The sequence below is a fragment of the Nocardia sp. NPDC050712 genome (assembly GCF_040654295.1).
Taxonomy (GTDB): Bacteria; Actinomycetota; Actinomycetes; order Mycobacteriales; family Mycobacteriaceae; genus Nocardia.
In genome coordinates this window covers 178,363-191,582 of sequence record NZ_JBFAHT010000003.1, presented here as the reverse complement: position 1 = coordinate 191,582, position 13,220 = coordinate 178,363, and the positions used below count along the sequence as shown (strand labels likewise).

General features: G+C 67.3%; 13 protein-coding genes. All 13 read left to right on the top strand.

All coding sequences use genetic code 11. From position 1 onward, the window contains the following. The first annotated feature begins 311 nt into the window (after nt 1–311). The 13 genes from rplJ (at nt 312) to AB0H76_RS21155 (ending at nt 12,832) form a co-directional block, all read left to right on the top strand. Nucleotides 312–866, top strand: coding sequence for a 50S ribosomal protein L10 (gene rplJ, locus AB0H76_RS21215; RefSeq protein WP_357326580.1), 555 nt, complete (start codon nt 312–314; stop codon nt 864–866). A gap of 65 nt (nt 867–931) precedes the next feature. After that, complete coding sequence (rplL, locus tag AB0H76_RS21210) at nt 932–1,309, top strand: 50S ribosomal protein L7/L12 (protein ID WP_357326577.1); 378 nt, start codon at nt 932–934, stop codon at nt 1,307–1,309. Nucleotides 1,310–1,496: 187 nt separating this feature from the next. Continuing rightward, the gene (locus AB0H76_RS21205; protein WP_357326574.1) at nt 1,497–2,648 is read left to right on the top strand and encodes an ABC transporter ATP-binding protein; all 1,152 of its coding nucleotides are present in this window, start codon (nt 1,497–1,499) and stop codon (nt 2,646–2,648) included. 21 nt (nt 2,649–2,669) lie between these two features. Further along, the gene (locus AB0H76_RS21200) at nt 2,670–3,464 is read left to right on the top strand and encodes an ABC transporter permease (RefSeq protein WP_357326571.1); all 795 of its coding nucleotides are present in this window, start codon (nt 2,670–2,672) and stop codon (nt 3,462–3,464) included. 105 nt (nt 3,465–3,569) lie between these two features. After that, nucleotides 3,570–4,334, top strand: coding sequence for an ABC transporter permease (locus tag AB0H76_RS21195; protein WP_357329784.1), 765 nt, complete (start codon nt 3,570–3,572; stop codon nt 4,332–4,334). Then, nucleotides 4,331–5,665 (top strand): MCE family protein, encoded by a 1,335-nt coding sequence (locus tag AB0H76_RS21190; RefSeq protein WP_357326568.1) that lies wholly within the window; start codon nt 4,331–4,333, stop codon nt 5,663–5,665. The genes AB0H76_RS21195 and AB0H76_RS21190 overlap by 4 nt, the downstream gene beginning before the upstream one ends. Then, on the top strand, nt 5,662–6,738 hold the full coding sequence (locus AB0H76_RS21185) for an MCE family protein (protein WP_357326565.1): 1,077 nt from the start codon (nt 5,662–5,664) through the stop codon (nt 6,736–6,738). Before AB0H76_RS21190 ends, AB0H76_RS21185 begins: the two co-directional genes overlap by 4 nt. After that, nucleotides 6,738–7,748: an MCE family protein gene (locus AB0H76_RS21180; protein WP_357326562.1), complete on the top strand. Its 1,011-nt coding sequence runs from the start codon at nt 6,738–6,740 to the stop codon at nt 7,746–7,748. Before AB0H76_RS21185 ends, AB0H76_RS21180 begins: the two co-directional genes overlap by 1 nt. Next, nucleotides 7,748–9,016, top strand: coding sequence for an MCE family protein (locus tag AB0H76_RS21175; RefSeq protein ID WP_357326560.1), 1,269 nt, complete (start codon nt 7,748–7,750; stop codon nt 9,014–9,016). Before AB0H76_RS21180 ends, AB0H76_RS21175 begins: the two co-directional genes overlap by 1 nt. Continuing rightward, nucleotides 9,013–10,236, top strand: a complete 1,224-nt coding sequence (locus AB0H76_RS21170; RefSeq protein WP_357326557.1) for an MCE family protein — start codon at nt 9,013–9,015, stop codon at nt 10,234–10,236. Before AB0H76_RS21175 ends, AB0H76_RS21170 begins: the two co-directional genes overlap by 4 nt. A 73-nt stretch (nt 10,237–10,309) precedes the next feature. Next, complete coding sequence (locus tag AB0H76_RS21165) at nt 10,310–11,551, top strand: MlaD family protein (protein ID WP_357326555.1); 1,242 nt, start codon at nt 10,310–10,312, stop codon at nt 11,549–11,551. A 43-nt stretch (nt 11,552–11,594) separates the two neighbouring features. After that, nucleotides 11,595–12,224 (top strand): hypothetical protein, encoded by a 630-nt coding sequence (locus AB0H76_RS21160; protein ID WP_357326553.1) that lies wholly within the window; start codon nt 11,595–11,597, stop codon nt 12,222–12,224. Further along, on the top strand, nt 12,221–12,832 hold the full coding sequence (locus AB0H76_RS21155) for a hypothetical protein (protein WP_357326550.1): 612 nt from the start codon (nt 12,221–12,223) through the stop codon (nt 12,830–12,832). The genes AB0H76_RS21160 and AB0H76_RS21155 overlap by 4 nt, the downstream gene beginning before the upstream one ends. Nucleotides 12,833–13,220 lie beyond the last annotated feature (388 nt).

Below are 13,220 nucleotides of genomic sequence, written 5' to 3'. Positions count from 1 at the left end.
AGTAGCGCCCGTTCGACCCCGTTTTGGCAGATGGCGGCAGGTACCTGTACCGTAGGAGCAAGTAATCGACCAGTTCGATAACTACCCAATCCGTTCTACCGAAGACCGTTGGTCGCTGTGCCCGTGAGGGTGCGGTCGAAGGTCCGGCGATATTGCCGGCGGCCCACGCAGGGAGAGCCGAGGTTCGGGAAACTGATCAGTTTCTTGTGCGCCCCGGAACGCTCTGCGTTCGGGGCGCTTGCTTTTTCGCCGGCCCCTGGAATTCGGAAGTTCGAGAATAACGAACCGACCATCCAGAGAGGAGGCGAAGTATGGCAAACCCCGAGAAGGTCACCGCGGTCGCGGAGATCACGGAGCAGTTCAAGAGCTCGACGGCCACAGTTGTCACGGAATACCGTGGCCTGTCCGTCGGCAAGATCACCGAACTGCGTCGTGCCCTCGGCACCGGCGCCACTTACTCCGTCGCCAAGAACACCCTGGTCAAGCGCGCTGCCGCAGAGGCTGGCGTCGAAGGCCTGGATGACTTGTTCGTCGGTCCGACCGCTATCACCTTCATCCAGGGTGAGCCGGTCGACGCCGCGAAGGCGCTCAAGGCTTTCGCCAAGGACAACAAGGCGCTGATCATCAAGGGCGGATACATGGACGGCGTCGCGCTGTCCGTGTCCGAAGTTGAGCGGATCGCCGACCTCGAGTCCCGCGAGGTCCTGCTGGCCAAGCTGGCCGGCGCGATGAAGGCCAACCTGTCGAAGGCTGCCGCCACGTTCGCCGCTCCGGCGACGAAGATGGCTCGCCTGCTCGTGGCCCTCGAGGAGAAGCAGCGCGCCGGTGGCGCCGTTGCCGATGCTCCGGCCGCCGACGCCGAATAAGTCACCCACCACACAAACTTTCATCGCCGCTCGCGCGGAGATGACCCCATCGAAAGGAAATATCAATGGCTAACGTTGACGAGCTGCTCGAGACCATCGGCGGAATGACCCTGCTGGAGCTGTCCGAGTTCGTTAAGGCGTTCGAGGACAAGTTCGACGTCAAGGCTGCCGCTCCGGTCGCCGCCGGCCCGGCCGGCCCGGCCGCCGTGGTCGAGGCTGCCGAAGAGCAGGACGAGTTCGACGTCATCCTCGAGGGTGCCGGCGACAAGAAGATCCAGGTCATCAAGGTCGTGCGTGAGATCGTCTCCGGCCTGGGCCTGAAGGAAGCCAAGGACCTCGTCGAGGGCGCCCCGAAGGCGATCCTGGAGAAGGTTGCCAAGGATGCCGCCGAGGCCGCCAAGGCGAAGCTCGAAGAGGCCGGCGCCAAGGTCTCGGTCAAGTAATTCGACCGCATTGCGCTCGAAGCGGGCGGCCTCCCTCGGGAGGCCGCCCGTTTTGCATTTCCGGACTCGCTCGCGCGGGGTCCTTACCTGGTGAGAGTGTCTGGGTTACTCTTCGGTCAGGTTGGGGTGCGCCGCATCTCAGCCGTGAGATACAGTGACCGGACCCACTGTGACGTGACACACCGCGATGACCGCGTGCGGTTCGGCACAACGGGGGCTTGCTGAAGAATTCGTGGAGGTTGGCGTGGGCGTCGAAGTCAGGACCGAAAGTGTAACCAAGTCCTTTGGTTCACAGCGTATTTGGCAGGACGTGAGCATTACGCTGCCCTCCGGTGAGGTCAGCGCGCTGCTCGGCCCCTCCGGTACCGGTAAGTCCGTCTTCCTGAAGTCGCTGATCGGCCTGCTGCGCCCCGAGCGCGGCTCCATCTTCATCGATGGCACCGACATCACCACCTGCTCCAACAAGGAGCTCTACGAGATCCGCAAGCTCTTCGGCGTGCTGTTCCAGGACGGCGCGCTGTTCGGCTCGATGAATCTCTTCGACAACGTGGCCTTCCCGCTGCGTGAGCACACGAAGAAGACCGAGTCCGAGATCCGCAACGTCGTCATGGAGAAGCTGGAGCTCACCGGTCTGCTCGGCGCCGAGGGCAAGCTGCCCGGCGAGATCTCCGGTGGTATGCGCAAGCGCGCCGGCCTGGCCCGCGCCCTGGTGCTGGACCCGCAGATCATCCTCGTCGACGAGCCCGACTCCGGTCTGGACCCGGTGCGTACCTCGTACCTGTCGCAGCTGCTGATCGACATCAACGCCCAGATCGACGCCACGATCCTGATCGTGACGCACAACATCAACCTGGCCCGTACCGTGCCCGACAACATCGGCATGCTGTTCCGTCGCCAGCTGGTCATGTTCGGCCCGCGCGAGGTGCTGCTCACCTCCGACGAGCCCGTGGTCAAGCAGTTCCTCAACGGCCGCATGATCGGGCCCATCGGCATGTCCGAGGAAAAGGACGAGGCCCAGATGGCCCGCGAGCAGGCCATGGTCGACGCCGGTCACCACCACGGCGGCGCCGAAGAGGTCGAGGGCATCATCCCGCAGATGAAGGCGCAGCCCGGCATGCCGGTTCGCCAGGCGGTTGCTCGCCGTAAGGCTCGGGTCCGCGAGATCATGCACACGCTGCCCCGCGCGGCCCAGGACGCGATCCGCGAGTCGCTCGACGAGAACGACGACACGCAGGTGCTTCCCGCCTACACGCAGGCCGGACCGAACTACGACGGCGGCGCACCGGAATTGGGTGGCGGTTACGACACGACCGTGCGCCACAACACAACTAAAGGGTAACCAGCAGGTAGCATTCGCCGGGTGAACCCCACCCTGGTGCGTTTCCGGACTCCGATCGAGTCCGCATTCGGCCAGGCGGGCAACATCTTTGCGCTGCTCGCGGACGTGGCGCGCAAGACGTTCAAGCCGCCGTTCCAGTGGCGGGAGTTCATCGAGCAGTCCTGGTTCATCGCCAGCGTCTCGATCCTGCCCAGCGCCCTGGTGGCGATCCCGTTCGGCGCCGTCGTCTCGTTGCAGACCGGTTCGCTGGTCAAACAGCTTGGCGCCGAGTCCTTCACGGGCGCCACCAGCGTGCTCGCCACCGTGCAGCAGGCCGCGCCGGTGGTGACCGCGCTGATCATCGCGGGCGCGGCGGGGTCGGCGGTGGCTGCCGATCTCGGGTCGCGCACCATCCGCGAGGAGATCGACGCGCTGGAGGTGCTCGGCGTCGATCCGATCCATCGCCTGGTCGTCCCGCGGGTGCTGGGCATGATGCTGGTGGCGCTGCTGCTCAACGGCTTGGTGTCGGTGGTCGGCATCGCCGGTGGGTACTTCTTCAACGTGCTGCTGCAGGGCGGCACGCCGGGCGCCTATCTCGCCTCGTTCTCGGCGCTGGCACAGCTGCCGGACCTGTGGATCGGCGAGCTCAAAGCGCTGATCTTCGGGCTGCTGGCCGGAGTCATCGCCGCGTACAAGGGCTTACATCCCGCCGGGGGGCCGAAGGGCGTCGGCGAGGCGGTGAACCAGTCCGTGGTGATCACCTTCCTGGTGCTGTTCTTCGTGAATCTGGTGCTGACGCTGGTCTATCTGCAGGTTGTCCCGGCAAAGGGCGCCTGAGCCATGGCGACCCAGTACCGAGCTCCGGTGGTGGCGAAGTCGCTCCGCCTGGCCGAGCGCGCGGCCAAGGCGCCGCTGACGGTCATCGATCGGGCCGGCGAGCAGATGCTGTTCTACTCCCGCGCCATCGCCTGGATTCCGCGCACCGCGGTGCACTACCGCAAGGAAGTGCAGCGGCTGCTGGCCGAGGTCACCTTCGGGTCCGGCGCGCTCGCGGTGATCGGCGGCACCATCGGCGTGATCGTGTTCATGTCGGCCTCGGTCGGCTTCGTGGTCGGCCTGCAGGGTTTCAAGGCCCTGGACGCGCTCGGCACCTCGGTGCTCACCGGCTTCCTCACCGCCTACATCAACACTCGCGAAATCGCCCCGCTCACCGCGGCACTGGCGTTGTCGGCGACGGTCGGCTGCGGTTTCACCGCGCAGCTGGGCGCGATGCGGATCTCCGAGGAGATCGACGCGCTGGAAGTGATGGCGGTGCCCGGCATTCCGTTCCTGGTGACCACCCGGGTGATCGCTGGATTCCTCGCGGTCATCCCGCTCTACATCGTCGGCCTGCTCGGCACCTACCTGGCCTCGCGCACGGTCAGCATCTGGTTCGAGGGGCAGTCCAGCGGTGCCTACGACCACTATTTCAGCCTGTTCCTACCACCGCAGGACGTGCTCTATTCGTTCCTCAAGGTGCTGATCTTCGCGTTCGTCATCATCCTCGTGCACTGCTACTACGGCTTCAACGCCACCGGCGGGCCCTCGGGGGTCGGCATCGCGGTCGGGCGGGCGGTGCGCTCGGCGATCGTGCTGGTGAACGTGCTGGACTTCTTTCTCAGCCTGGCCATCTGGGGGACCTCGACGACCGTTCGGATCGCGGGATGAACAATATCCAGCGGTGGCGGGCCACGGAGCCGTTCCGGATCCGGCTGCTCGGCATCGCGTTCTTCCTGGTGCTGGCCCTGTTCGTCTGGGTGTGCATCGCGATCTACAACAAACAGTTCGTCAGATCCGTGCGGGTCGAGCTGATCACCGACAGTGTCGGGAACGCGCTGACCCGCAATGCCGAGGTGAAGGCCCGCGGCGTCACCGTGGGTGAGGTGCGCGCGAGCCGGGCCGAGAACGACGTGGTCGTGCTGGATCTGGCCGTCGACCCGGGCAAGGCCACCCAGATTCCGGTCAACGCCACCGCGCGGCTGCTGCCCAAGACGCTGTTCGGGGAACGCTATGTGGACCTGGTGATTCCCGGCGAGCCCAGTCCACTGCACCTGACCGACGGCGTCGTCTTGCAGCAGGACCGCAGTGGCAACGCGATCGAACTCAGCCGGGTCTTCGACAGTCTGCTGCCGCTGCTGCAGGCCATTCCGCCGCAGGATCTCGCGGCCACGCTGGGTGCGCTGGCGCAGGGGCTGGCCGGGCAGGGCGCGGACCTGGGCGAGACCGTCGATCATCTGGACAACGTGTTCCGCCAGGTCAACGGCGTACTGCCGGACCTGCGGGCGGAATTGCGCGATCTCGCCACCGTCGCGGGCACCTACTCCGACGCGCTGCCCCAGCTGATCGACGCGCTGAACAATCTGCGCACCACCAACGCGACCATCGTGCAGCGCCGCAGCTCGATCGACACCTTGTTCGCGACGTTGACCCCCGCCTCCGGCAGCACCGCGGACTTCCTGATCGCCAACCGCGACAACATCATCGACCTGGCCGCCGACTCCCGGCCCGCCCTGGAGATGCTCGCCGAGTACTCGCCGACCTACACCTGCGCGCTGGCGAACTTCGCGAAGATGAAGCCGCGCATCGACGGCATTTTCGGGGTCGGCACCGATCGGCCGGGTTCGCGGGTCAGCATCGAGCTGACCAATACCCGCGGCAAATACCTGCCGAACCAGGACGAGCCACGCTGGCTCGACACCCGGGGCCCGGCCTGCTTCGCGGAATTCCCGGTGGGCGTGGACGCGGGCCAGTATCCGGGCGGGCCGAACAACGACGGCTCCTACCAGCCGCCGAGCCGCTACCCCGGCGATCAGACCATCGGGCAGATGTCGGCCCCGCAGTACGCGGTGTATCCCACGCTGGCCGGTTCACCGGCCGAGCAGCGCTCGCTGGGCGCGATCTACGGTGCGGCACAAGGGGTCGCGCCGGACGAGGTGCCGGGCTGGCTGACTCGGGCCGGGGCGCCGGCCTTCCGCGGCAGTGAGGTGAGGGTGCGATGAACGCGAGGCTGCGCGGCATGGGCGGGCCGCTGCTCAAACTGATCGCCTTCGTGATCGTGACGCTGCTCGCCACCACCGTGCTCGCGCTCTCCATCGCCAACTACACCGGCGGCGGCACCCCGTTCCAGGCGATCTTCGCCGACGCCACCGGCCTGAACAAGGGCGACGAGGTGCGCATCGCGGGCGTGCGGATCGGCAAGGTCACCAAGGTCTCCCTGGTGGACAAGCGCCTGGCGCGGGTGGATTTCGAGGTGCAGGACCGCAAGTGGCTGCCCGCCTCCACGATCGCCGCCATCCGCTACCGGAATCTGGTCGGTCAGCGGTATCTCACGCTGGAGCAGGGCGCCGGTGCGCAGGGCCGCAAGCTGAACGAGGGCGGCACCATCCCGATCGAGCACACCAAGCCCGCGCTGGATCTCACCCTGCTGTTCAACGGGTTCCGGCCGCTGTTCCGCACGCTCACCGCGGAGGACGTGAACAAGCTCGCCTTCGAGATCATCCAGGTGTTCCAGGGCGAGCAGGGCACCATTCACGACCTGGTGGCCAGCACCGCGAGCCTGACCAACAAGATCGCGGACAAGGACGCGGTGATCGGCGACCTGGTCACCAACCTGACCCGGGTGCTGGACGCGGTGAACAAGCGCGACGACCAGTTCGACCAGCTGATCGTGAACACCTCGGCGCTGGTCGCGGGCCTGGCCGCGCAGCGCGACGTGATCGGCTCCTCGGTGGGTTCGCTGGGCAATCTGGCCGAGGCCACCGCCGACCTGCTGGTGCCGGTGGTGCCGACGCTGCAGGGCACGATCGCCGGGTTGAGCCAGCTGACCGGGACGGTGAACGAGCGCTCCGGCGAGGTGAATCAGGCGCTGGCCAACCTGCCGGCGAAGATGGAAAAACTCGGCCGGGTGGGCAGTTACGGCTCCTGGTTCCAGTTCTATCTGTGCGGCATCGACATCGTGGTCGGCCCGGGCGCGGTGGACGCCCCGAATCTGAATCTGCCGGCCGGAATGCCGACCATCAACCAGCCGCTGTACACCAACGCCGCCCCGCGCTGCTCCGGAAAGGCGCGCTGATGGACGACCGGATCCTGCTCGGCAAACGCAGCCCCGCCTTCCTGGGCACGCTCGGGCTGTTCCTGATTCTGTGCGCGACGCTGTCGGCGTTCTATCTGGACCGGCTGCCGATCATCGGCGCCGGCACCCGCTACACCGCCGAGTTCTCCGAGGCGGCGGGCCTGAAGAAGGGCAACGAGGTCCGCATCGCCGGGGTGAAGGTCGGGACGGTGCACGGGCTGAAGCTCGACGGTGACAAGGTGCTGGTCGATTTCCGCACCCAGAACACCTGGATCGGCGACGAGACCACCGCCTCCATCCAGATCAAGACGGTGCTGGGCCAGAAGTACCTGGCCCTGGATCCGCGCGGGTCCGAGCCGGCAGATCCGGCGAAACCGATTCCGTTGTCGCGCACGGTGACGCCCTACGACGTGATGGAGGCGTTCACCGACGCCACCCACCAACTCGAGGAGATCGACACCGCGCAGCTGGCCACCAGCATGCGGGTGCTCTCGGAGGCCTTCGAGACCACGCCCGGCGAATTGCGCGGCGCCATCGACGGTTTGGGCCGGCTCTCGGAGACTTTGGCCAAGCGCGACGTGCAGCTGAAGAAACTGTTCGCCGCGACCCGCCAGACCACCCAGGTGCTGGCCGATCGCAACGCGCAGTTCGAGCAATTGCTGACCACCGGCGGGCAGTTGTTCGCCGAGCTGAACGTCCGGCAGCAGTCCATTCGCCAGTTGCTGACCAACGCGCAGACCGTGGCCGTCGAATTGAGCACCCTGGTGCGGGACAACGAGGCCCAGATCGGCCCCGCGCTGACCAATCTGCGCGGCGCCATCGACCTGCTGAACGCCAACGAGCAGAACATCTCCAAGACCCTCGAGCTCGCGGCGCCGTTCTACGGCCTCTACGCCAATGTGCTCGGCACCGGGCGCTGGTTCGACGCGGTGATCGTCAACCTGATCCCGCCCGCGTTGCCGGATGTGCCGGGCTATCGCGAGCCGGTCCGCGATCTGGGCGGCAACTGATGGCGCGCGGGTGGCGTAATCCGTGGACCGCCGTGCGCTCGGCCGGCACCGGCGCCAAACTGCTCGCGCTGCTCGTCGTCGCCGCGGTGCTGCTCGGCGCGACGGTGTGGTGGCTGAACGCGCGGCTGAACACCACCCACATCACCGCCTATTTCGACCGGGCCGTGGGTATCTACGAAGGTTCGGACGTGCGGGTGCTCGGCGTGCCGGTCGGCAAGGTGGACTCGGTCGAGCCGATGGGCGATCAGGTGAAGGTCACCATGAGCGTGGACCGCTCCTATGACATTCCCGCCGACGCCAAGGCCGCGCAGATCACGCCGTCGGTCGTCTCCGACCGCTACGTCCAATTGCTGCCGGTCTATCGCGACGGCCCGAAAATGCCGCGCGACGCGGTGATTCCGATCGAACGCACGGTGACGCCGGTCGAGGTGGACGAGCTCTATCGGAGCATCGCCGAACTCACCGAGGCGCTCGGCCCGAACGGCGCCAACAAAGACGGCGCGGTGAACGATCTCGTGCGCAGCTCGGCGGCGAATCTGGCGGGCAACGGCGAAGCGCTGGGCCGCACCATCACCGAACTGAGCAAAGCCACCAAATTGCTGGCCGACGACCGCGCCGACATTTTCACCACGGTGCGCAATCTGCAGGTCTTCGTCAGCATGCTGGCCGAGAACGACCAGCAGGTCCGGCAATTCAACGCCCAGCTGGCCGACCTCGCCGGATTCCTCGGCGACGAACGCCAGAATCTCGGCGAGGCGTTGCGGCTGCTGTCCATCGCGCTCGGCGACGTGTCCCGGTTCCTGGACGAGAACAACGCCCTGATCGGCGACAACGCGGTGGCGCTCACCTCGCTGACCAGGACCCTGGCCGAGCAGCGCGACGACCTGGCCGCGGCGCTGCCGGTGCTGCCCTTGGCGCTGAGCAATTTGATCAATGTGCACAACGGCGAATCCGGCACCCTGGACATGCGCGCCAATTTCACCGATCTGCAGGACCCGTTCGGGGTGATCTGCAAAATGATCGACCTGTCGAAACTCATGCCGGGCGATCCGGAATTCGAGGCGGTCGGCCGCCAGATGCGGCCGATTATCGAGCATTGCCGCGAGATCGCCGACCAGATCACCGCGGGGGTGGAAACACCGTCGCTGATCCTGCCGTTCGGCATTCTCAGCAACGAGAACCAGCAGCGCGCGCCGGTCCCGGGCACGGTGCCCGGCCTGCCGTCGGACCGCTTGCCGCCGTCGCAGCAGCCGGGAGGAATTCGATGAAACTCCGGAAATGCTGGGCCGCAACCAGTTTCGCGCTGTGCGCGCTGACGCTGACCGGATGCGCCTCGAACGGCATCTACAGTATTCCGCTGCCCGGCGGCGCGAATATCGGTAAGCATCCGATGCGCCTGCATATCGAATTCGACGACGTCCTGGATCTGGTTCCGCAATCGGCGGTGAAAATCGAGGGCGTGCCGGTCGGCCGGGTGGAGGCGATCGACCTCGGGCCCAGCGGCTGGACCGCGGATGTCCGGGTCGTGGTCAACGATTCGGTGGACCTGCCGGCCAACGCGCGCGCCGAGGTGCGGCAGTCCAACCTGCTGGGCGAGAAGTTCATCGAGCTGTCCATCCCCGCCGATCCGGTCCCCGCCCGGCTGGCGAGCGGCGCGGTGATCCCCGTCGCCAACACCCGGGCCGCCGTCGAGATCGAACAGGTGCTCGGCGCGCTGTCGCTGCTGCTCAACGGTGGCGGCATCGCCCAGCTCGCGCCCATCGTCTCCGAACTGAACAAGGCCCTGAGCGGGCGCGAGGACCGGGTCCGCTCGCTGCTCGAGGAGGCCGAAACGCTGATCGGCGGCCTGAACGAGCAGGTCGAGGACATCACCCGCGCGATCGACGGCCTGGCCGTGCTCAGCAGCCGGGTGGGCGCCCAGACCGGGGAGATCGACAAGATCCTGGCCGAACTGCCCGAGGGCGTGCGGATCCTCGAGGAGCAGCGCCCCCAGTTGATCGCGTTGCTCGCCCAGCTGGACCGGGTGGGGCAGGCCGGGTTCGACGTGCTCAATACTTCCAAGGACAACCTGATCCGCGATCTCACCGCGCTGCGGCCCACCCTGCAGGAATTGGGCGCGGGCGCACCGGATCTGGTGACCGCCTTCCCGCTCATCCCGACCTATCCGTTCCCCGACTCCTCGCTGGCCGGCACCTTCGGCGGCCAGGTCAACACCTTCCTGTCGGTGGACCAGCAGATCGGCGTCACGCTGAGCAATCTCGGTGTGGGCAAACCGGATCCGGTCTACACCCCGCCGCCCTACGGCCCGCCCGTGGCGGTGAACCCGGCCAACCCGTACTACAACGGCAACGGCCCGCGGCAGGGCTGGCCGACGGTGTTCGCGGCCGTGCCGGTGCCGCGCAGCCTGGTGCCCCAGGGCACGCCGAACCAGCTCGGACCGGTCCTGGAGGGCCTGGGTATCCGGCCGCCGGAGGGGAGTGCCCGATGAGCGAGCTCCGCGAGCGAATCATGTTGCAGCGTGCCCGGCACATGACGGAACCGAGCGTTAGCGAGGTGGAGTCATGAGTCGTCTGGTTCGATTTCAGCTGATCGCGTTCGTGGTGATCGCTGTGCTGGGTGTTATCTACGTGGGCGCGAAGTACATCCGGCTCGATCACATGCTCGGGTTCGGGCAGTACACGGTGCGGGTCGAGGCCGAGCAGGCCGGTGGCGCGTACAAGGGCGCCGAGGTCACCTATCGCGGCGTCGCGGTCGGCCGGGTCGGCGAGTTGGAACTGACCGGCGACGGCGTGGTCGTCCCGCTCGTCATCGATTCCAGCGCGCCCCGGATCCCGGCGACCGCGAAAGCCGTGGTCGCGAACCGGTCCGCGATCGGCGAGCAGTTCGTCGACCTGCAACCCGAGAACGGCGACAGCCCGTTCCTGAAGGACGGCTCGGTGATCATGGGCCTGGACGCCCCGATCCCGGTGGAACGGCTGATCACCAGCGTCGATCACTTCGTCAGCACCGTGGACCTGCCCGCGCTCACCACCACCGTCACCGAACTCGGCAAGGCCTTCGACGGCAAGGGCGCCGACCTGCAGACCTTCGTGAAATCGCTGAACGAGTTCAGTGCCGCCTTCGACGAGAACCTGCCGCAGACCATCGCACTGATCCGCGCGGGCCGCGTCGCGCTGGAAACCCAGGCCGGCCAGTCCGCGGAAATCCTGGAGTTCAGCGACGGCCTGGACCGGCTCAGCGCCCAGCTGCGCTCCAGCGACCCCGATCTGCGCCGGATCATCGGCACCGGCACCGACGCGGGCGCCGAGATCAGCGAGCTGCTGGCCGAGAGCGGACCGGCACTCACCGAGGATTTGACCAACCTGCGCAGCCTGATGCGGGCCATCTCGCCGAAGTTCTACGCGCTGCGCCCGCTCCTGCAGATGCTGCCGCAGCTGTCCATCGGCGCCTCGGCCACCGCCCCCGGCGACAACACCAGCCACTTCGGCCTGGTGCTCGAGGTGAACAACCCGCCCGCCTGCACCGTCGGCTACGAGGGCACGCACGCGATGCTCGAGGAGATGAAGCGGCGCAACCCGGACTTCGACGACACCGTCGACGATTTCCCGTTCAACAAGGACGCGAAATGTACTGTGCCCTTCGGCAATCCGACCGCCGTGCGCGGTGGCATGCGGGCCGACCTGGCGGATCCGGCCATCGCGCAGCCGTGGGATCAGACCCCGAAGACCGATCCGCCCAAGCTCAATCTGAACCCGATCGCCGTGCAGCTGGCCACCCTGATGGGGGTCACGCCGAAGCGGTGACCGGCCCGCCCGACGACCGACGACGACGTGAGGTGTGTTCGCAGTGAGTGTCGACGTATGCAAGGAAGCGCCCGAGTCCACCGAGCCGGCCCCGCCGGCCGAGCACGAGGTCCGCAAGCCCGCACCGATCGCGGTGACCGCGGCCGCGGCGGGTGCGCTGGCGGTCGCGGTGGTCGCGGCCCTCTGGTTCGGCAGCGGCTGGCTCCAGGCCGCCGCGTTCACCGACGGTCCCCGCGCGACCGCCCGCGACAGCGCCCTCGATGCCGCGCGCCAGGCCGCGCTCAACATGACCTCGATGCATCTGGACGATATCCCCGGCTCGCTCGCGTTGGCCCGCTCCTCCATGACGGGGGAGATCCTCGCCTCGGCCGAGCAGAATCGGGCCCGGTCCGAGCAGCTGGCGACGCAGTCCGGCGTCGAGATGACCTCGAAGGTGCTCGGCGCCGCCCTCACCTCGCTGAACTCCGAGCGGGACCAGGCCGCGGCGCTGATCGTGCTGCAGGTGACCGAGACCAAGGCCGGTGATCAGGTCTCGAACTACCGCTACACCTGGAATCTGGAGCTGGCCGAGGTGCAGGGCGTCTGGAAGGCCGTCCAGGTGGCCTCGCTGACCCAGCCGGTCCTGCTCGACGGACCGGTCGCCGGCACCGTGCCGCAGGAGGGCCCGCGATGAGCTCCCGCCGCCCGGTCAACCGGATCACCTCGACCCGCCGTCCGGCCACCGCGGCCGCACCGGCCGAATCGCCCGTCATCGAGCCGCGCCGCCGCCGGTTCCGGTCGCGCGGCACCGGCCGATCGTCCTGGTCCGTGGTCGCCGCCTGCCTCGGCGCGACCGTTCTGCTCGGCGGATTCGCGGCGCTCGCGGCGCAGCGGCCCGGCGTCGAAGACGGCAATGCCGCGTTCCTCGACGCCGAGGCCACCGAGGAGGTGCGCGCCGCCGCCGATCACGCGTTGCGCACCATCTACGGCTACGACCTCGAGCACATCGACGGCTACGAGCAGGCGGTACGCCAGGTAGTCACCGGCACCATGCTGACCGATCTGGACGACTTCTCCGCGACCACGGTCGACGCCATCAAACAGTCGCAGACCAGCGCCGATGCCAAGGCCGACCCGATCGGCGTCACCCTGCTCGACGGTGACCGGGCAGAGTTGCTGGTCAACCTGGTGATCAGTGCGAACAAGGGCGGTCAGGCCCAGCAGAGCGTCGCGGGGCCGGTGGTGCTGCGGCTGAGCAAGATCGACGGAAGGTGGCTGGCCAGCGACATCGTCGATCGGTGACTTGTCCGGGATGCGCCAGCGGGGCAGGGGATTCGGATAACCGGCTGGTCGGTCCTGGCACTTGACGGTTTTCGCCGGAGCCGTCACGCTATTCACAACAGCGGCAGCTGTCACAGTGGCTCCAGATGCCCCGTTGCTCTCGACGCAGCCAGCGATTCGAGCCCGGCGCGCCAGCCACGCGGACGCCCGTGCGGGTGGTATTTTCACACCCGGTACAGGTGTGCCTTTGACACCACCGGTCTCGGTGGTGTAAGTTTGGACGTTGCGCTGGCTGCCTCCTGTCCACACCTCGATCTGCACACGTAAGTTCCACCCCTTCCGGTGTTACTTCCGCTGTTGCCTGTTCGGGTTTCGTTCGGGTTGTAACCAGCGGAATTCGTAGCAGAAG